The organism is Roseinatronobacter sp., from assembly GCF_051859525.1.
Classification (GTDB): Bacteria; Pseudomonadota; Alphaproteobacteria; order Rhodobacterales; family Rhodobacteraceae; genus Roseinatronobacter.
The window spans coordinates 1-19084 of the sequence record NZ_JBHYFM010000003.1 but is presented as its reverse complement, the minus strand read 5'-3'; the positions used below and the strand labels follow the sequence as shown (position 1 = coordinate 19084).

Genomic DNA, 19084 nt, shown 5'->3' with positions numbered 1-19084 from the left:
ATGAACCACGCAGGCTGTTTTCATCCGCGCGCCAGTGACATCGCCAATCCTGCAGCCCCTGCTTGTGTGGCCGCCTTTCATGTCCGGGTTCTGATCAGGCTGCCGCGTGTAACAGCCCTTCGCGGTGCAAATGCTCCAGCGTCTGGTCCAGTGTTTTGCGTGCGCGCAGCACAAGTTCGTCAATATCTGCGGGCGTGATGACAAGCGGCGGCGCAATGATCATGCGATCCCCCACATGGCGCATGACCAGATTATTGCCAAAGGAATATTCGCGGCAGATATAGCCCACAGTGCCAGCCTCGGATGCGAAGCGCGCGCGGCTGGCTTTGTCCGGTGTCAGCGCAAGGCTGGCCATCATCCCGCGCGACACCGCTTCGCCCACGAGCGGATGATCGGCCAGACTGCCCCATGCTTGGGCCAGATGGGGGGCTGTTTGGGTGCGCACACGCTCAATGATCGCTTCTTCCTGCAGGATGCGCAGATTCTCCAGCGCGACGGCAGCAGCCACCGGATGGCCGGAATAGGTATATCCGTGGTTGAACTCATCCTGCCCGATAGTCTGCGCCACCTCGTCACACACGATAGAGCCGCCAATCGGCTGGTAGCCCGAACTTAGGCCCTTGGCGATGGTCATGATATGGGGCTGAATGCCGTAGCTTTGCGACCCGAACCAGTGCCCCGTTCGGCCAAAGCCTGTGATCACTTCATCCGCGATCAGCAAAATGCCGTATTTTTCCACGATCCGGCTGATTTCCGGCCAGTAGCTTTCGGGCGGAATAATGACCCCGCCCGCACCCTGCACAGGTTCGGCAATAAAGGCCGCAACATTTTCCACGCCCAGTTCAAGGATTTTTTCTTCCAGCTGGCGCGCGCGGGCAAGGCCGAAATCATGGGGTGTCATATCGCCACCTTCGCCATACCAATAGGGCTGGTCGATATGCACAATATCCGGAATTGGCAGGCCACCCTGCGCATGCATGGCCGCCATACCCCCAAGACTGCCCCCCCCCATGGTGGAGCCGTGATACCCGTTGCGCCGCGCAATAATGGTGCGACGCGCGCCCTGGCCCTTCAACGCCCAGTACTGGCGCACCATGCGGATATTCGTGTCATTGGCTTCTGACCCCGACCCTGCAAAGAACACATGATTCAGATCGCCTGGTGCCAGTTCCGCAAGTTTCGCGGCCAGTTGCAGGGCAGGGACATGGGTGGTCTGGAAAAACGTGTTATAATACGGCAGTTCACGCATCTGGCGGGCTGCGGCATCGGCCAGTTCATGGCGACCATAGCCTATATTGACGCACCACAACCCGGCCATGCCGTCAATCAGTTCCACGCCGTCGCTGTCGGTCAGCCGCACGCCTTCGGCGCGGGTGATGACCCGCGCGCCCTTCTGGCCAAGGGCGGTGTTGGCGGTGAACGGATGCATGTGATGGGCGGCATCCAGCGCCTGCAATTCAGCCGTTGGCGGGGTGTTGCGCAATGTCATGTGCCTGCTCCGGAATAGGGGTTTGGCACAAGGATACGCGGGTTGCGGGTGCCGTCAAGGCAATTTGATCAAATTCTGCGCAGCTACCCTAACAACCCTGCCCGCAGCCCTGCGCGAATATTGGCGACCCCTTGGGCAATATCATCGCGTATGGCCGCTTTCAGTGCGGGTATGTCTGCGGTTTCCAGCGCGGCAATGGCGCGTTTGTGGTGGTCGGGCATGTGCAGCATTGCACCATCTGCACCGCGCGCGCCTTTGCTGTCGGGAACCTGGCAGACCACGCGCAGCGACGGGCCGAAGCGCAACCACAAGGACGCGGCCAGCGCCAGCAGCACATCCGAGCCTGCTCCGGAATACAGCGCGAAATGGAATTCGTGATTCATACGCAGATAGGCAGGAATATCCCCTGTTGAAATCGCATGATCCAGCCGTGCATCAATCGCACGCAATTTCACGATTGTTGCGGCATCGAGTGCGCTGGCCGCCTGTTCTGCCAGTCGCGTTTCAACCGCTTCGCGCGCATATCCCAGATCTGCCAGCGCGGTGTCGGTCAGCCGGGGCACGCAGACGCGCCGGTTGCCCTGCATTTGCAATGCGCCTTCCGCAATAAGGCGGCGGATCGCTTCGCGTATGGGGGTCATGCCAAGCCCAAGGCGGGCGACAAGCCCCTCGATCGTGACCGCATCGCCGGGGGCCAGTTCACCGAACAACACCATATCCCGAAGGGCGATATAGGCAATCTGATGGGCGGGCAGGCGTTCTGTCATGGGGTCGTCTTTCACATACGCAGGCAATCATCCTACGCTATACTTCATCTTGCCAGAAATACTCAAAAAAACGCCGGGCAGGCGCCCGGCGTTCGAAACACAGTGATCTGCCCTGCCGCCTAGAAAAACGCCTGCAGTCCGGTTTGTGCCCGTCCCAGAATCAGTGCATGCACGTCATGTGTTCCTTCATAGGTGTTCACGGTTTCCAGATTCACCATATGCCGGATGACCTGATATTCCTCGGATATGCCATTGCCGCCATGCATGTCGCGGGCCATGCGTGCGATGTCCAGCGCCTTGCCGCAATTGTTGCGCTTGATCAGTGAAATCATCTCTGGCGCGGCCTGTGCGTCATCCATCAACCGCCCGACCTGAAGCGCCGCTTGCAGGCCAAGGGTGATTTCGGTTTGCATATCGGCCAGTTTCTTCTGGAAAAGTTGCGTCTGCGCCAGCGGTTTGTCGAATTGCTTGCGGTCCAGCCCGTATTGACGCGCAGCGTGCCAGCAAAACTCGGCGGCCCCCATGACGCCCCATGCAATGCCATAGCGTGCACGGTTCAAACAGCCAAACGGCCCTTTCAGCCCTTCGACATTGGGCAGCAGGGCATCCTCGGGCACATCTACACCGTCCATGACGATTTCACCGGTGGTGGACGCGCGCAGACTCAGTTTGCCGCCAATCTTGGGCGCGCTTAGCCCCTTCATACCTTTTTCCAGCACAAAGCCGCGAATGCGCCCGCCATGTGCGTCGGATTTGGCCCAGACAACGAACACATCTGCAAAGGGGCTGTTGGAAATCCAGGTCTTGGTTCCGGTCAGGCGGTAGCCGTTGGCGGTTTTCTCGGCGCGGGTTTTCATGCCTGCGGGGTCGGATCCTGCGTCAGGCTCGGTCAGGCCGAAACACCCGATCAACTGTCCCGAACACAGGCCGGGCAGGTATTTTTGTCGCTGTTCTTCCGAGCCGTAGGCATAGATCGGATAGATCACCAGCGACGACTGCACCGACATCATTGACCTGTAGCCGGAATCCACGCGCTCGATCTCACGCGCGATCAGGCCGTAGGTGACATAGGAAGCGCCAAGCCCGCCATAGGCTTCGGGCAGGGTGGCGCCCAACAGGCCCGCATCGCCCATCAGGCGAAACAGGTCGGGGTCCGCGCGTTCCTCGCGATAGGCATCAATGACGCGCGGCTGTAGCGTGGATTGTGCGAACCCATGCGCGGCATCCCGTAACATGCGCTCATCCTCGGACAGTTGGCTTTCCAGCCGAAGCGCATCTTCCCAAGTGAACTTTCCCAAATCGGGGGCGTCTTTTGCCTTCAAGGCAGGTTTGTCCAGTGGCATTGTGTATGTCCTAACTGCATTCCATTTGTGCATTTAATAAATTATAAGTAGACATATATAAATGGATTATGTCGCATAGGCTTATTCTAAAATGGAATGCTAGATGATCGCCCGGCGTTTCCTTCCGTCAACACAATCCTTGCAGGCTTTTGATGCGGTTGTGCGATTGGGCAGTTTTACGGCAGCGGCGCAGGAACTGGCGCTGACGCAATCTGCGGTGTCGCGTCAGGTTGCCGCGCTGGAATCGCAGCTGGGGCAGGTGCTGTTGGTGCGTGGCAAACGGTCCGTGACGCCCACCGCGCAAGGGCGCGTCTATGCGACGGCTGCGCAATCTGCCTTGCAGCAGTTGCAACAGGCCGCGCTGGCCTTGCAGGGCGCGCAGGACAAGGGGCGTCTGACGCTGGCAATCCTGCCCACTTTTGGCACGCGCTGGCTGATCCCGCGCATCCCGCGTTTCCTGCGCAGGCATCCTGAAATTACACTGCACTTCACCACACGTATCGGACAGTTTGATCTTCTGTCCGAAGGGGTGGATGCTGCCGTTCACGCGGGCCAGCCCGACTGGCCGCAGGCGCAGGCCTTGCAGTTGTTTGAAGACCGCGTGCAGCCCATGGCGGCCCCGACATTGCTGGCTGGTACAGCGACAACATCGGCGCAGATTGCGCGCCTGCCACGGCTTGCGCTGGCAACGCGTCCCGCAGAATGGGACGGCTGGATGGCGGCGCAGGGGCTGCCGCCCGCACCTGCGCCGGATATGGTGTTTGAACATCTGGCCACACTGGCGCAGGCCTGCGTAGCGGGGCTTGGTGTGGCGTTGCTGCCGCCCTTTCTGTATCATGGCGAACTGGCCGCAGGTGAACTGGCCGCGCTTGGGCCGGAATGGGGGAACGGCTCGGGATATTGGCTGATGACACCGGAACACGCGCCAGAAGGTGCCGCGGTGCGCGCGTTTCGCGACTGGCTGATGACCGAGATTACACGCGATGACGGCGTTTTCGCATAATCTGCTGGCAGATGGGCGGGGCATGGCGCGTTGACGGTTGCGCCCCGCTTGACACGGGGGCTAAGCTTGGACAAACGGCGCGGTCTATGCCCGCCCAGCCATGCCGGAATAACGCCCATGACCAGCCCGTCAAACACCAAGGCCAAATTGCATGTCACGCTGGGGGGCGCTGCGATCAATCTGGTCTTGTCTGTCCTGAAAATTGTTTCCGGGCTTGTGTTGGCCAGCCCGGCTCTGGTTGCGGACGGGTTTCATTCCCTTGGCGATATGGCGTCGGATATCATGGTGCTGTGGGCCTTGCGCCAGTCTGCCCGCGCGCCTGATGCGGACCACCCTTACGGGCATGGCCGCTTTGAGACGCTGGCAACACTGGCGCTTGCCGCCATACTGGCCCTGACGGGCGTGGGGGTTATCTGGGACGCGTCCGCGCGGCTGTTGTCCAGTGCGGAACTGGCCCCGGGGGCGTTGGCGCTTCTGGTGGTGGCGGTGTCGATACTGGTGAAGGAAGCGCTGTATCACTATACCTTGCGAATTGGGCGCGCCACAGGATCGGCATTGCTGGAAGCCAATGCTTGGCACCACCGCACAGATGCACTGTCGTCCGTGGTGGCGCTTGTGGGGATCGGGGCGGCGCAATTCGGTTTCGGATGGGGCGATCCGCTGGCGGCCATCCTGATTGCGCTGATGCTGCTGCATGCGGGCTGGGGCTTTGGCAAAAGTGCCGCTGCGGAACTGGTGGACACGCAAGCCCCCGATGATCTGCGCATTGCCCTTGAAGGGAAGCTGACGGCCACCCCCGGTGTGCAGGGCCTGCGTGATTTGCGGATGCGCCAGCATGGCGCGCAGACGCTGGCAGATGTATCCGTTATGGTGGACCCCCAGATCAGCGTGACCGAAGGGCACCGTATTGCAGAAGTGGCGCGTGCGCGTGCGCTGGATGAAATTGATGCGCTGTCGGATCTGGTCATCCATGTGGAACCGGCAGGCCATTTTGAAGGGTTCGGGGCCGAATCCGCCCCCCTGCGTGCCGAGGTAGAGGGCATGATCATGACCCTTGCGCAGGCCCATCCGATGATCCTGACGCTGGACACCCTGCGTCTTGGCTATTTTGAGGATGGTCTGCATGTGGAATTGCTGGCAGATCTGCGTCCCGAGGCAGACCCCCGCCAGACCGAAGCACAGCTGGCCGACACCCTGACCGAGGCCCTGCCGGAAGTGGCGGTTCTGCGCCTGCACCGTATCAGCACCGGCTTGCGCGCCTAGCCGCACCCTGCAATAACGGCGGTCATGGCAAAAGCACTTCCCCAGTTCACCTGCACAGCCTGCGGCGCAACCCATCGCAAATGGGCAGGGCGGTGTGATGCCTGTGGCGGGTGGAACACCATTATCGAGGAAGCCCCGCTTTCGGCAGGCCCCGGCCCGCGCACCACCAAGGGGCGCCAGATCGCGCTGTCCACATTGGCCGATGCCGAAGCCCCGCCGCCGCGCCGCACATCCGGTATCGCGGAACTTGACCGTGTGCTGGGGGGCGGGCTGGTGGCGGCTTCGGCCATTCTGGTAGGGGGCGATCCGGGCATTGGCAAATCAACGCTGCTGTTGCAGGCGGTCGCGGCCTTCGCCAATTCGGGTCTGCGCTGTATGTATATCTCGGGCGAGGAAGCGGCCGCGCAAGTCCGGCTGCGCGCGTCGCGCCTTGGGCTGGCGCAAGCGCCGGTGCAGCTGGGCGCGGAAACCAACCTGCGCGACATCCTGACGACGGTGGACAGCGAACGCCCCGATCTGGTGGTCATCGATTCGATCCAGACCATGTGGCTGGACAGCGTGGACAGTGCGCCGGGGTCGGTGTCGCAGGTGCGCGCGGCGGCACACGAACTTGTCAGCTTCGCCAAGCGGCGCGGCGTGTCGGTCATCATTGTGGGCCACGTCACCAAGGAAGGGCAGATTGCTGGCCCGCGTGTGGTGGAGCATATGGTCGACACCGTGCTGTATTTTGAAGGGGAGCGGGGGCACCAGTTCCGTATTCTGCGCGCGGTCAAGAACCGCTTTGGCCCCGCCGATGAGATTGGCGTGTTCGAAATGACAGGCAGCGGGCTTGCCGAAGTGGCAAACCCGTCCGCGCTGTTTTTATCCGAACGCGGCACGCCTGCGCCGGGATCGGTGGTGTTTGCCGGGATCGAGGGCACGCGCCCCATGCTGACGGAAATTCAGGCTCTGGTCGCGCCCTCGCCGCTGGGCACGCCGCGCCGCACGGTTGTGGGGCTGGATTCGGCGCGCCTGTCCACGATTCTGGCAGTTCTGGAAGCGCGCTGTGGTATCCCATTTGCAGGCATGGACGTGTTTTTGAATGTTGCAGGCGGTATGCGGGTGCATGAACCTGCCGCCGATCTGGCGGTGGCCTGCGCATTGTTATCGGCGCGTGAAGACATAGCATTGCCCGCAGATACTGTAGTTTTCGGCGAAATCAGCCTGTCAGGTGCCTTGCGCCCCGTAGCCCAGACCGAAAACAGGTTGAAAGAGGCGCAAAAACTTGGTTTCTGCGCCGCAATCGCCCCAACACTTGCAAAACCGTCCGGGGTGGATGAAATGTCATTGCGACAAATGCCGGATCTGGCCGAAGTGGTCGGGCAGATATTTGGTGCAGGCTGAACAGAAACGTCAGGGCCGCCCATAGCGCCCACAGGGAGACTGGAATGGAAGGCTTTACGATCATCGACGGTGGTGTAGCGGTCGTTATCATTGTGTCCGGCATATTGGCCTATTCGCGCGGGTTCATGCGCGAAGCTATGGCCATTCTTGGATGGGTCGCGGCCGCTGTGCTGGCCTATGTTCTGGCACCGGCAGTGCAACCACTGGTCCGTGAAATCCCGTTTGTCGGCGGGTTTCTGGGCGATAGCTGCGAATTGACCGTGATTGCCGCATTCGCCGTGGTGTTTGCTGTGGCGTTGTTGCTTGCCTCATTGTTCACGCCGCTGTTTTCGTCATTCGTGCGCAATTCCGCCCTTGGGGGGCTGGATCAGGCGCTGGGCTTCTTGTTCGGTGTGGCGCGCGGGGTGCTTCTGGTGGCGATTGCGCTTCTTGTGTTTGACCGTGCAGTGCCTGCCGGGTCTGTCGATATGGTTGATAATTCGCGTTCTGCTGCGGTGTTCGGGCAATTGTCGGGCAACCTGAATGATGCGGTGCCCCATGATGCGCCGAACTGGTTGGTCCAGAAATATGAAGACCTTGTGGCGGTGTGCAACTAAAGCGGGTTTGGCATGCAACTTGGCGGCGTTGGTGTTGCATCAAGGCGTGACACGCGCCCGCCGATAGGTTAGTGCAACCGCGACATAGCAGACAGGAGCACATGCGCCCATGCTCAGCCACCCTTTCGATGATGACAAGCTACGCGAAGAATGCGGCGTATTTGGTTGCATCGGTCTGGAAGACGCCGCCAATTTCGTAGCCCTTGGCCTACATGCCCTGCAACACAGGGGGCAGGAAGCTGGCGGGATCATTACCCATCACCCCGAATCAGGCTTTCATTCCGCCCACCGGTTCGGCCTTGTTCGGGACAATTTCACCAAAGCTGGCGTGATCGAGGGGTTGCCCGGATCAATCGGAATCGGCCATGTGCGCTATTCCACTGCGGGGTCCAAAGGGGCCACACAGATTCGTGATGTCCAGCCCTTCTTTGGCGAATTCGCCATGGGCGGCGCGGCACTGGCGCATAACGGCAATATCACCAATGCCGAAAGCATCCGCCGTGAATTGATCGAACGCGGGTCCATTTTCCAGTCCAGTTCCGACAGCGAATGCCTGATCCACCTGATGGCACGGTCATTCCAGAAGACCATTCCCGAACGCATGAAGGACGCGCTGCGCCGCGCCGAGGGGGCGTTTTCCATCGTCGCCATGACGCGTACCAAGCTTATCGGTGTGCGCGACCCGCTGGGTGTGCGTCCGCTGGTGCTGGGGCGTCTGGCCAATGGTTGGGTGCTGGCATCGGAAACCTGTGCGCTGGACATTATAGGGGCCGAGTTCGAGCGAGAGATTGACCCCGGTGAAATGGTGGTCATCAGCGCGAAAGGCGTTGAAAGCATGCGACCCTTTGGCCTGAAAACACCACGTTTCTGCATTTTCGAGCATGTCTATTTCTCGCGGCCTGACAGCTTCTTTGCGGGGCGGTCCGTCTATGAAACGCGCCGCCAGATCGGGGTGGAACTGGCCCGCGAAGCGCCTGTTGACGCTGATATGGTCTGCCCCGTGCCTGACAGCGGTACACCCGCCGCGATCGGTTACAGTCAGGAATCGGGCATTCCCTTCGCGCTGGGTATCACGCGTAACCAGTATATGGGACGCACGTTCATTGAACCCAGCCAGCAGATCCGGTCCATGGGCGTACGGTTGAAACTGAATGTGAACCGCGCGCTGATACGCGGCAAACGCATTATTCTGGTGGATGATTCGGTTGTTCGGGGCACGACCAGCCAGAAGATCAAGGAAATGATCCTGGAGGCCGGCGCCGCCGAGGTGCATTTCCGCATCGCATCGCCCCCCACCGCATGGCCCTGCTTCTACGGGGTGGATACGCCGGATCGTGAAAACCTGTTGGCCGCGCAAATGACCGAAGATGAAATGCGCGATCATATCGGGGTGAACAGCTTGCGGTTTGTGTCCCTTGACGGGCTTTACCGTGCGGCAGGCGAGGCTGCGGGGCGCAACAATTCCTGTCCGCAATATTGTGATGCGTGTTTTTCGGGGGAATACCCTGTCGCGCCGCAGGACATGATCGAACGTGGTTTCACACCCAAAGCGGCGGAATGACACCGCCTGTCCAGTTTCGCCCGCATCACTTTCTGTGCGCGCTGGGCTTTCAGGGCAAAGGGTATTCGGGCAGCTTTACGCAGAATATGGCGGCGATTGTGGCACAGTTGCGCGGCCCTGATGGCGACGGTGTCTTGATCGAGGTAACAGGACAGGCGGACAGCATTTGCGCGCCTTGCCCGCACCGGCGCGGGATGTCTTGTGTGAAAGCCGCCCAGATTGCCGCCTTGGACGACCGCCATGCGCATGCCTTGGGGCTGCAAGCGGGCCAGCGCCTGACATGGGCTGACGCGCAATCGCGTATCCGCACGCATGTTCCGCCCGGTTCGTTGCGCGATTTATGCGCAGGGTGTCAGTGGCTGGAATTCGGGTTGTGCGAAGCTGCCCTGTCGGCGTTGCATCGGGACTAGGGCAGGGCGCAGGCATCCTAGACGAAATGGCCTGTTGCGGACATTGGGAACGTCCCAAGGCCGCAGGCCGCCGCGCCATCGGCGGGCCTTCCCGCGGCCTGCCGATTACCCTGATGGCAGGCCAAGCCTTGCAAGTCGGAATATGCCGCCAGCATAAAGTGAACTTCTTTTACGCCGGATCGGCAGACCCCGGCCCACCAATGGCGCGGGCTTTATCCAAGTGCGAAGGACGACTTCAGGCCACGCTTGATATAAAAAAGGCGGGCACATGGCCCGCCTTTTACATTATCTCACAACGCCTTAGCTGATGCGCGATTTCAGTGCAGCCCATGCGCCCGTGGCGATCAGTGCAGCAACTGCCGATTTCACAACACCACCCAGCTGGAACGGCAGCGCACCGGCCATGAAGGCCGCTTCAAGGTCAAGCGGGGTAATGGTCCACAGCCACAGAACACCGGGGATGAACAGCAAAAGCGCCGGGATCAGCGCCGCAAGGAACAGACGCGCGAAGCCACGGTTCATGCCGCGTTCCACCAGAAAACCTGTCAGCCATGCCATGGCAATGAACCCCACCAGAAAGCCGCCTGTGGGGCCAACCAGATGCACAGCCCCTGCCGCGCCACCCGCAAACACCGGAAAGCCCATCGCGCCCTGCGCAAGATAGGTGACCATCGTTGCCGCAGCCAGACGCGAGCCATAGGTCAGCCCGATCAGGGAGATGACAAGCGTTTGAAGGGTCATGGGCACCGGAAACATCGGAACGCTGATCTGGGCCGACATGGCCACCAGAACCGAACCGAACAGAACCATCGCCACCTTGCGCGCAATGGTATCGTTGCCGCCAAGTGCCGTGACCAAGGGTGTAGTATGAGCCATGATGGACCCCTCTTGTTTGCAAACTGTTGGGATTGTTATGCTGAAACTTGCCGCGCATGGCAAGCGGCGCAAACGACGTTAGCGCCAATTCAGGCGCAGTTGCTGCTTCTTGTGGGCCGAATACACTTGCAAGCGGGCGGTAACTGCCCTATGCGCAACCTGTCTTTCCACGAGCAATGGAACCGGTGCAGCTCTCGTAGGTGGGGGTGGAAAGATGGCCCGCCTTTTGAAATGCACCACATATATGATTGGAGATCGCATGCCGCTATACGAGCATGTCATGATCGCGCGTCAGGATCTGTCGAATACACAGGCCGAAGCGCTGATCGAACATTTTGGTGCCGTTCTGTCTGACAATGGCGGGACACTCGTGGAACACGAGTATTGGGGCGTCAAAACCATGGCCTACAAGATCAACAAGAACCGCAAGGGGCATTATGCCTTCCTGCGCACCGATGCGCCTGCCAGCGCCGTGCAGGAAATGGAACGCCTGATGCGCCTGCATGATGACGTGATGCGGGTTCTGACAGTCAAGGTCGAAGCCCATGAAGAAGGGCCTTCTGCCCAGATGCAGAAACGTGACGAGCGTGAACCGCGCCGTCGTGCGTCCTGATCCAGTAGGAGTATAAGACATGGCTGCAAAACCATTTTTCCGCCGTCGCAAAGTGTGCCCGTTCTCTGGCGAGAATGCGCCAAAGATCGACTACAAGGACACACGCCTGCTTCAGCGCTACATTTCAGAGCGCGGCAAGATCGTGCCTTCGCGCATCACGGCTGTTTCCGCGAAGAAACAGCGTGAACTGGCCCGCGCGATCAAGCGCGCCCGCTTCCTGGCACTTCTGCCATACGCTGTGAAATAAGGAGAACGAGACATGCAAGTGATCCTTCTTGAACGCGTGGCCAAGCTGGGCCAGATGGGCGATGTCGTGAACGTCAAGCCCGGTTACGCGCGTAACTATCTGCTGCCGCAAGGCAAGGCGCTGCGTGCGTCTGATGACAACATCAAATCCTTCGAGGCGCGCAAGGCTGAACTGGAAGTCCAGAACCTTGAGACCCGCAAGGAAGCGCAGGCCGTGGCCGAGCGTCTTGATGGCGAAACCTATATCGTCATCCGTCAGGCGTCTGATGGCGGCGCGCTGTACGGTTCTGTCAGCCCGCGTGATGTGACCGACCTGCTGGCCGAGGCAGGCGTCACCGTCGAGCGTCGCCAGATCGTGATCCCGACGCCGATCAAGACGCTTGGTCTGCACGGGGCAACCATTTCGCTGCACCCGGAAGTTGACGCGGAAATCCAGCTGAACGTCGCACGTTCGGTCGAAGAGGCAGAGCTTCAGGCATCCGGTAAATCCATTCAGGAACTGGCCGCTGAAGAAGAAGCCGCTGCCGAATTCGAGATTTCGGAACTGTTCGACGATATCGGCGCGGCCGGCATGGATGACGATGATCCGCGCAGCCACGGCGACAGCGACGATCCGCGCGAGGCCTGAGACGGTCCTGCATACAAACAGAACGCCCGCTGATCGGTTTCAGCGGGCGTTTTGCGTTTTTTATGTGATTTTTGTTGCTCTCAAGTCCCGTTTCTGGCCAAGTTTCGCGCAAGTCCGGTGGTGCTGCTTGCATTTCCGGCTGACTTGCTTACATATTCGATTTAATGAAATTGTTGCGCGCGACGTTGCGCGTGGCTGCGTCCCGACCAGTTCTGAGACGGGATTTTAGGGGTGATCCATGAAGATTGACAGCACCATCGCCGAAGATCTGCTTGAGATGCAGGATACCAGCCCGGAGGGGGTTGCCCCTCAGGACATGACAGAAAAGGCGCAGGCCGCGTCAAATTTTCTGAAAGCCCTCGCGCATGAGGGGCGGCTAATGATTCTGTGCCACCTGTCATCCGGCGAGAAATCCGTGACTGAACTGGAGCACCTTTTGCAATCGCGACAGGCGGCAGTAAGCCAGCAACTTGCGCGCTTGCGGCTGGAAGGGCTGGTGGCGTGCCGCAGGGATGGCAAGACAATCTATTATTCGCTTCATGACCAGCGCGCCGCGCGCATTATTGAAGTGGTGTATGACGTGTTTTGCGCAAACGCGTCGTCCTGAACCGCGCCCGCCGGTTGCGGTGCTGAGCATTTACAGCTTCGTATCAACGATTGTGCCGCGTTCGCATGGAATGCATGCGGGCAGCTTGCATATGGCGTCAGGACGGGGCATCTAATTGCCGTAACCAAGTGTAAAGAGCGACAATGAGCCGGATCTGCCAAATAGACATAGACGATTGCGGATTGCCGACCCCCACCCCAGAGGTCGAGCAGGAACGCAAGGTCGCCGTATTCGACCTGCTGGAAGATAACAGCTTTATCCTGACTGCGCGCGAAGGCAAGGCGGCGCCTGATGGACCTTTTGCCATGAAACTTGGCATTCGCGACAGGCGTCTTGTCATCGACCTGAAAACCGAGGGCGGGGCGCAGATTGCTGAATTGCAGCTGTCGCTTGGACCCTTCCGGCAGGTCGTCAAGGATTACTACCAGATTTGCGGCAGCTATTTCGAGGCAGTCAAGCGCCTTCCGCCCAGCCAGATTGAAGCCATCGACATGGCGCGGCGCGGCATCCACAACGAGGGTGCGCGCATCCTGCAAGAACGTCTGGAAGGCAAGGCCGAGATGGACATAGACACCGCGCGGCGCTTGTTCACCCTGGTTTGTGTTCTGCATTTCGGGGGCTGAATGGCGGGTTGCTTCCCTTCTTCGATTTTGTTTTGTTGCGACCACAATTCCGTGCGTTCGCCGATCGCAGAGGGGTTGATGAAAAAAATGTACGGGCAGCGCGCCTATGTGCAATCGGCGGGTGTCAAAAGCGACCGTGACATTGACGGCTTTTCAATTGCGGTCAGTGCGGAAGACGGGGTCGAACTGGACCACCACCGCGCGCGGTCTTTTGACGAGATGATCGAATGGGGCGATGATTTGGGCGGGTTTGACCTGATTATTGCCCTGTCGCCCGCCAGCCAGCGTCAAGCGCTGGAACTGACGCGCTTCGCCCATATCGATGTGGAATACTGGCCCATCATGGACCCGTCAGGTCTGGGCGAGACACGAGAGGCCAAGCTGGACGCCTATCGCCAGACCCGCGACCAGATCAAGGAACGGCTGCTGGGCCGGTTCGGGCCGCCAACAGAGAGGTAAGACATGAGCCGCGAGATCATCAACCGCTATTTCGAAGCGTTCAACGCTGGTGACACGGAAACCATGCTGGCCCTTGTCAGTGATGATGTGGAACATTTCGTCAATCAGGGCGAGATGCGCAAGGGCAGGGCGCTGTTCGAGGAATTCTGCGCGCATATGGGTGTCAGCTACCGCGAGCAGTTGCGCGACATGGTGATTTTCGTGAATGACCATGCCACGCGTGCGGCAGCGGAATTCACGGTGCATGGCGAATATCTGCAAACCGACCCCGGACTGCCCGAAGCCACGGGGCAGACATATATCCTGCCGGCGGGGTCGTTCTTCGCGCTGAAAGGCGACAAGATCACGCGCATCACGACCTATTACAACCTGCAGGACTGGATCAGACAGGTTTCGCAATGAGTTTGCGTTTCCTGTCCTTGTCCGGCACGCAGATCGATCCGGTGATTGACGGGCTGGCGGAATTGCGAATCCGCGTGTTCCGCGACTGGCCTTATTTATATGACGGTGATCTGGAATATGAACGCAGCTATTTGCGCGTGTATCGTGACAATCCGCGGGCTGTTGTGGTTGCGGCCTTTGATGGCGATACGCTGGTAGGGGCGGCGACCGGCTTGCCAATGGCGGACGCGGACCCCGAATTTAAAGCGGCTTTTTCTGGTAGCCCGCATGATGTGTCCCGGATTTTCTATTGTGCCGAATCCGTGCTGCTGCCCGAGTTTCGCGGTCAGGGGGCAGGCCACCGGTTTTTTGATCTGCGAGAGGGGCATGCGCGCGATCAGGGTTTTGGTATTTCTGCGTTTTGCAGTGTGGTGCGGCCTGACGATCACCCCGCGCGCCCCGCAAGTTACACGCCGCTGGACAGCTTCTGGCGCAAGCGTGGCTACGCCCCCATGGTCGGGGTCTTGGCGCGCTTTCACTGGCGCGATGTGGGGCAGGACAGCGAAAGCCCGAAATCCCTGCAATTCTGGATGAAACAGCTATGAAAATCGCCGCCGCCGCCTATCCGCTGGATTTCCTGCCCGATTGGGCCGCGTATGAACACAAGCTGACGGATTGGGTCGGTCGGGCTGTGGCCGATGGCGCGGATTTGCTGGTGTTTCCGGAATACGCGGCCATGGAACTGGCCAGCCTTGGCGGCGCAGCGGTGGCCGCTGATCTGGAGGCGGCCTTGCTGGAGGTAATGTCCCATCACGCAGCGGTCAGCGCGCTGCATTGCCGTCTGGCCGCGCAGCATGGTGTGCATATTCTTGGTGGCAGCGGCCCTGCCATGGCGGCTGGCGCGCGTCCGGTCAACCGCGCTGTGCTGTACGGGCCTGATGGTGTGATCGGCCATCAGGACAAACAGATCATGACCCGTTTTGAACGCGAGGAATGGGATATCGTAGCGGGGCAGGGGCTTAAGGTCTTTGACACTGCGCTTGGAAGGATCGGCATCATCATCTGTTATGACAGTGAATTCCCGCTTCTGGCGCGCGCGCTGGTCGACGCGGGCGCGGAGTTTCTGCTGGCCCCGTCCTGCACCGAAACGCTGGCGGGATATACGCGCGTGAAGGTGGGCGCGATGGCGCGCGCGCTGGAAAACCAGTGCGTCACTGTGCATGCACCGACTGTCGGCCCCGCCCCGTGGTGCCCGGCGGTGGACATGAACACCGGCGCTGCCGCGATCTACGGTCCGCCTGATCTGGGCTTTCCTGAAACCGGAATCGTGGCGCAAACCGCCCTGAATACACCCGGCTGGACCTGCGCGGAAATTGATCCCGACACCATTGCGCGGGTGCGCCGCGACGGGGCGGTTTTGAACCATGCGCATTGGAATGAACAGAAAAACCGCCTTCAGACTGCGATAGAAGTTGTGAAACCGGCATATAGCGCTTGAAAAAGGCCCGAATTGGGATCATTTAAGCGACGCGCAATTCTGCGCTGTCTTTAAGTATGGAGTCACCATGGCCAAGGAAGAACTGCTCGAATTCCCCGGCGTCGTGAAGGAGCTCCTGCCAAATGCGACGTTTCGGGTCGAGCTGGAAAACGGCCATGAGATCAACGCACATATGGCAGGCAAGATGCGCAAGAACCGCATCCGTGTTCTGGTCGGCGACAAGGTTCAAGTCGAAATGACCCCCTATGACCTGACCAAGGGTCGTATCAACTACCGCTTCAAGTAAGGCATGCGCCTTATTCTTGGGTCTGCAAGTCCGCGGCGGCGCGAAATTCTGGCACAGCTTGGTATTGTGCCCGACGCCATTGTGGCAGCAGATATCGACGAAACCCCGAACCCGCAGGAATTGCCGCGCCCCTATTGCGAACGGGTCACGCGTGCCAAACTGGACGCCATCGGGGCTGAACCCGCTGATTTTGTGCTGTGTGCCGATACGACTGTCGCGCTGGGACGCCGGATATTGGGCAAGCCACAAGATGCCGCGCAAGCCGCCGAGTTCTTGCTGAAACTTGCCGGTCGCCGTCACACTGTTATCTCGGCGGTCGCCTTGCGGCATGCAGGGCGTGTCTGGACGCGCACACAGGTGACAAGTGTCAAGATGAAACGGCTGTCCGATGATGAACTCAACCACTATCTTGCGTCCGGCGAATGGCAGGGCAAGGCAGGTGGTTACGCCATTCAGGGCAGGGGCGGCGCATTCATTCCATGGATTTCCGGATCATATACCGGCGTTATGGGCCTGCCTGCCGTTGAAACCCTTACCCTGTTGCGTGCGGCAGGCTATCAGATGGATGACACCCCATGAAAGGCAGTGTGATCGCCCTTGACCATTTGCGTGGCAAGGAAGCTGCGGCGCTTATGATTGACGGGCAGCTGGATGATATTGTTGTCGCGCTGCCTGACGGGGGTGTCGCGCCGGAAACCATTTTTCGCGGCAAGATGGGCCGCCCGGTCAAGGGGCTGGGGGGGGCATTCGTGGACCTGCCTGACGGGCAGCGCGGGTTCCTACGCCAGACCAAGGGCCTGCGCCCCGGTGATCCGGTTCTGGTTCAGGTGGCGGGTTTGGCCGAACAGGGCAAGGCCATTCCGCTGACAACACGCCTGCTGTTCAAAAGCCGCTATGCGATTGTGACACCTGACGCGCCGGGCCTGAATATCTCGCGCCAGATTGTTGATGACGATCTGCGTGCCGCGCTTGGCGGTCTGGCAACAGACGCGATGGACGGGGCACAAACTGGCATGGGGCTTATCCTGCGCTCGGCCTGCGCCGAGGCGGATGACAGCGCCATCACCGAAGATATTGCCCAGATGCGGGAACTGGCGGAACAGGTGCTGGCCGATATTACGGGTGCGCCCGAATGCCTTGTCGCCGCAGCCGGGCCACATATGGCCGCGTGGCGTGACTGGCCCATGCCCGACACACTGGATGATGCGGCCGGCAGTTTCCAGCGCCACAATGTCCCCGAGGCTGTGGATGCCCTGCTTGGCGCGCATGTTCCACTGTCCGGCGGCGGGCATATGCAGGTTCAGGTTACCAGCGCATTCGTAACAATCGATGTGAATACAGGCCCAGATACCAGCCAGGCGGCGGGGTTGAAGGCAAATATCGCAGCCGCACGCGAATTGCCCCGCCAGTTGCGCCTGCGCGGGTTGGGCGGGCAGGTGGTCATCGATTTTGCACCTTGCGCCAAGAAAGACCGGCAGGTGCTGGAACAATCCCTGCGCGCGGCGTTCCGTCGTGACGGGCGCGACACCGTTCTGGCGGGCTGGACCCCGCTTGGCAATTACGAGCTTACGCGCAAGCGGGATCGTGTGGCGCTTCACGCATGCCTGTAAAGCCCTGTCCAATCTGCAACCATGCCGCCGTGCCCGCGTTCAAACCCTTCTGTTCGCGCCGTTGCGCTGATGTGGATCTGGCGCGCTGGCTGGGGGGCAATTATGCAATTCCTGTCCCACCGGATGACGATGACATGCCGGATCTGGACGTTGACACGACCCCTCAGAAATTTTCCGGATGAATATATCGCGTTTTTTGAACAACCCTCTGGACAGCAAGATTTCCCTGACATAAGAAGCCCGCACCCAGCGCAAGTAGTTGCGTTTGTGTGAAACTCACACACCCGTGCCCGGGTAGCTCAGGGGTAGAGCAGTGGATTGAAAATCCTCGTGTCGGTGGTTCGATTCCGCCCCCGGGCACCATTTAACAAGCTGAAATTGTTAGGTTTAATTTGGATGGCTTTGTTGGCTTTGATGATGGCGTTCAAACTGGGCTACAACTGGGCTACAAAACATCTTTGCTTGAACAGGGTGTTCTGTGAATGATGGATGCGCAAGCATCGAAAAAACTCCTGTTTTCTGCAAAAGCCTACGGCACAACTTTGGACGGTATGCCTATAATAGTGTGTTGGCTGTTGCTACGGAATGCCTTTCAAGGAGACTGATATGACTAACCTCAACGACTCACGCCCCTTTCTTACCGTCGAAGAAGTCGCAGAGCGCTACGGTGTCTCGACTGATAGTATCTGGCGTTGGAAGCGCAACGGCACCTTTCCGGCGCCTGTCCGTATCGGAACGAACTGCACGCGCTGGCGTCTGGCGGATATTATCGAACATGATAGCAAGCTTCAGTGTTGTTTCACGGCACATTGGGGTTGGGAGGCCGCTGCCTGAAGTATCTGAAAAAAGGTTAGCCGGGCCCGCCCGCTAGGAACCGGCTGACCTTTTCCCATCCGGCACCCCATCCCGCTCGACGAATTGAACGATGGCTGCGCGGAGGTTGCGGAAGCCGATGGGCTCCAAGTGCGCGACATGGCGCGGGACCAGACCATCTGACCCAGCGCCACGTCATTGAACATACGCATTCGCGAACCGAAATTCCGAAAAGGATGAGTATTTCCCCGCCAATGGATCACGTGCTGTCCAGCAGCACTCGCAGCGCATGCACCCTGCCAGGCGTGATCCTGGGATCGCTTCCGCAGCTTATGACCCTGATGAACTCGATCCATGCGCGCTCGTTCGGTGTCAGCTCCTCCCATGACCCGGACGGGGCCATGGGAAGGGTGAACAGATTCTCGTCATTTTCAGGTCTGGTCATGCGCAGGTGGTCCCTGGTCCCGCTGGACCCGTGTGTAGGGACGTCAAAAGAAAAGTCATTTCCCGAATATCCCCCGCAGAACTGCACGTGAACGCGCGGTCAAGCGCGGGTCAGTGTTGTCAGACGCATCCCGAATCTCGTTCAGCCACCCGATTTCATTCTCGGTCGCGGGCGTGCCGAAGAT

At 59.8% G+C, this 19084-nt stretch carries 25 protein-coding genes and 1 tRNA gene; 21 read left to right on the top strand and 5 right to left on the bottom strand.

What is annotated here, in order from left to right; genetic code table 11:
• Positions 1-94 precede the first annotated feature (94 nt).
• From ACTIE1_RS04485 to ACTIE1_RS04475, 3 genes are all read right to left on the bottom strand, one after another.
• Complete coding sequence (locus ACTIE1_RS04485) at positions 95-1489, bottom strand: aspartate aminotransferase family protein (RefSeq protein ID WP_439562190.1); 1395 nt, start codon at positions 1487-1489, stop codon at positions 95-97.
• 83 nt (positions 1490-1572) lie between these two features.
• Positions 1573-2256 (bottom strand): GntR family transcriptional regulator, encoded by a 684-nt coding sequence (locus tag ACTIE1_RS04480; protein WP_439562189.1) that lies wholly within the window; start codon positions 2254-2256, stop codon positions 1573-1575.
• 119 nt (positions 2257-2375) lie between these two features.
• Complete coding sequence (locus tag ACTIE1_RS04475; RefSeq protein WP_439562188.1) at positions 2376-3599, bottom strand: acyl-CoA dehydrogenase; 1224 nt, start codon at positions 3597-3599, stop codon at positions 2376-2378.
• Positions 3600-3702: 103 nt separating this feature from the next.
• On the opposite strand from ACTIE1_RS04475, the gene ACTIE1_RS04470 reads away from it, so the two are divergent.
• The 6 genes from ACTIE1_RS04470 (at position 3703) to ACTIE1_RS04445 (ending at position 9815) form a co-directional block, all read left to right on the top strand.
• Positions 3703-4602, top strand: coding sequence for a LysR family transcriptional regulator (locus tag ACTIE1_RS04470; RefSeq protein WP_439562187.1), 900 nt, complete (start codon positions 3703-3705; stop codon positions 4600-4602).
• Between the two features lie 117 nt (positions 4603-4719).
• On the top strand, positions 4720-5865 hold the full coding sequence (locus ACTIE1_RS04465; protein WP_439562186.1) for a cation diffusion facilitator family transporter: 1146 nt from the start codon (positions 4720-4722) through the stop codon (positions 5863-5865).
• A gap of 24 nt (positions 5866-5889) precedes the next feature.
• Complete coding sequence (radA, locus tag ACTIE1_RS04460; protein WP_439562185.1) at positions 5890-7248, top strand: DNA repair protein RadA; 1359 nt, start codon at positions 5890-5892, stop codon at positions 7246-7248.
• Positions 7249-7292: 44 nt separating this feature from the next.
• On the top strand, positions 7293-7844 hold the full coding sequence (locus ACTIE1_RS04455; protein ID WP_439562184.1) for a CvpA family protein: 552 nt from the start codon (positions 7293-7295) through the stop codon (positions 7842-7844).
• Between the two features lie 109 nt (positions 7845-7953).
• On the top strand, positions 7954-9405 hold the full coding sequence (purF, locus tag ACTIE1_RS04450; protein WP_439562183.1) for an amidophosphoribosyltransferase: 1452 nt from the start codon (positions 7954-7956) through the stop codon (positions 9403-9405).
• Positions 9402-9815 carry a DUF1284 domain-containing protein gene (locus ACTIE1_RS04445; RefSeq protein ID WP_439562182.1) on the top strand — a complete coding sequence of 138 codons (414 nt, stop codon included), beginning with the start codon at positions 9402-9404 and terminating at the stop codon, positions 9813-9815. The genes purF and ACTIE1_RS04445 overlap by 4 nt, the downstream gene beginning before the upstream one ends.
• A gap of 300 nt (positions 9816-10115) precedes the next feature.
• On the opposite strand, the gene ACTIE1_RS04440 is transcribed toward ACTIE1_RS04445, so the two are convergent.
• Positions 10116-10691 (bottom strand): biotin transporter BioY, encoded by a 576-nt coding sequence (locus tag ACTIE1_RS04440; protein WP_439563283.1) that lies wholly within the window; start codon positions 10689-10691, stop codon positions 10116-10118.
• 259 nt (positions 10692-10950) lie between these two features.
• Here ACTIE1_RS04440 and rpsF point away from each other — a divergent pair, with 259 nt between their 5' ends.
• From rpsF to ACTIE1_RS04365, 15 genes are all read left to right on the top strand, one after another.
• Positions 10951-11304: a 30S ribosomal protein S6 gene (rpsF, locus tag ACTIE1_RS04435; RefSeq protein WP_439562375.1), complete on the top strand. Its 354-nt coding sequence runs from the start codon at positions 10951-10953 to the stop codon at positions 11302-11304.
• Between the two features lie 19 nt (positions 11305-11323).
• The gene (rpsR, locus tag ACTIE1_RS04430; protein WP_005608650.1) at positions 11324-11551 is read left to right on the top strand and encodes a 30S ribosomal protein S18; all 228 of its coding nucleotides are present in this window, start codon (positions 11324-11326) and stop codon (positions 11549-11551) included.
• Between the two features lie 12 nt (positions 11552-11563).
• Positions 11564-12178: a 50S ribosomal protein L9 gene (gene rplI / locus ACTIE1_RS04425; protein WP_439562180.1), complete on the top strand. Its 615-nt coding sequence runs from the start codon at positions 11564-11566 to the stop codon at positions 12176-12178.
• Positions 12179-12455: 277 nt separating this feature from the next.
• Positions 12456-12785: an ArsR/SmtB family transcription factor gene (locus ACTIE1_RS04420; RefSeq protein ID WP_439562374.1), complete on the top strand. Its 330-nt coding sequence runs from the start codon at positions 12456-12458 to the stop codon at positions 12783-12785.
• A 143-nt stretch (positions 12786-12928) separates the two neighbouring features.
• A complete protein-coding gene (locus tag ACTIE1_RS04415) occupies positions 12929-13408 on the top strand; it encodes a UPF0262 family protein (protein ID WP_439562179.1) in 480 nt (159 codons plus the stop codon).
• Positions 13409-13867 carry a low molecular weight phosphatase family protein gene (locus ACTIE1_RS04410; RefSeq protein WP_439562178.1) on the top strand — a complete coding sequence of 153 codons (459 nt, stop codon included), beginning with the start codon at positions 13409-13411 and terminating at the stop codon, positions 13865-13867. It abuts the gene before it with no gap.
• 3 nt (positions 13868-13870) lie between these two features.
• A complete protein-coding gene (locus ACTIE1_RS04405) occupies positions 13871-14269 on the top strand; it encodes a ketosteroid isomerase-related protein (RefSeq protein WP_439562177.1) in 399 nt (132 codons plus the stop codon).
• Between the two features lie 41 nt (positions 14270-14310).
• Complete coding sequence (locus ACTIE1_RS04400; protein ID WP_439562373.1) at positions 14311-14853, top strand: GNAT family N-acetyltransferase; 543 nt, start codon at positions 14311-14313, stop codon at positions 14851-14853.
• Positions 14850-15746, top strand: a complete 897-nt coding sequence (locus ACTIE1_RS04395) for a carbon-nitrogen hydrolase family protein (protein ID WP_439562176.1) — start codon at positions 14850-14852, stop codon at positions 15744-15746. Before ACTIE1_RS04400 ends, ACTIE1_RS04395 begins: the two co-directional genes overlap by 4 nt.
• Positions 15747-15813: 67 nt before the next feature.
• Positions 15814-16032: a translation initiation factor IF-1 gene (gene infA / locus ACTIE1_RS04390; RefSeq protein ID WP_071470354.1), complete on the top strand. Its 219-nt coding sequence runs from the start codon at positions 15814-15816 to the stop codon at positions 16030-16032.
• A 3-nt stretch (positions 16033-16035) separates the two neighbouring features.
• Positions 16036-16611 (top strand): Maf family protein, encoded by a 576-nt coding sequence (locus ACTIE1_RS04385; RefSeq protein ID WP_439562175.1) that lies wholly within the window; start codon positions 16036-16038, stop codon positions 16609-16611.
• On the top strand, positions 16608-17642 hold the full coding sequence (locus ACTIE1_RS04380; protein ID WP_439562174.1) for a ribonuclease E/G: 1035 nt from the start codon (positions 16608-16610) through the stop codon (positions 17640-17642). The genes ACTIE1_RS04385 and ACTIE1_RS04380 overlap by 4 nt, the downstream gene beginning before the upstream one ends.
• Positions 17633-17824, top strand: coding sequence for a DNA gyrase inhibitor YacG (locus tag ACTIE1_RS04375; RefSeq protein WP_439562173.1), 192 nt, complete (start codon positions 17633-17635; stop codon positions 17822-17824). Before ACTIE1_RS04380 ends, ACTIE1_RS04375 begins: the two co-directional genes overlap by 10 nt.
• 106 nt (positions 17825-17930) lie before the next feature.
• Positions 17931-18005: transfer RNA gene (locus ACTIE1_RS04370), tRNA-Phe, on the top strand.
• Positions 18006-18227: 222 nt separating this feature from the next.
• On the top strand, positions 18228-18476 hold the full coding sequence (locus tag ACTIE1_RS04365) for a helix-turn-helix transcriptional regulator (protein WP_439563282.1): 249 nt from the start codon (positions 18228-18230) through the stop codon (positions 18474-18476).
• Positions 18477-18714: 238 nt separating this feature from the next.
• Here the strand turns inward: ACTIE1_RS04365 and ACTIE1_RS04360 are convergent, their stop codons facing one another.
• Positions 18715-18900: a hypothetical protein gene (locus ACTIE1_RS04360; RefSeq protein WP_439562171.1), complete on the bottom strand. Its 186-nt coding sequence runs from the start codon at positions 18898-18900 to the stop codon at positions 18715-18717.
• Positions 18901-19084: the final 184 nt, after the last annotated feature.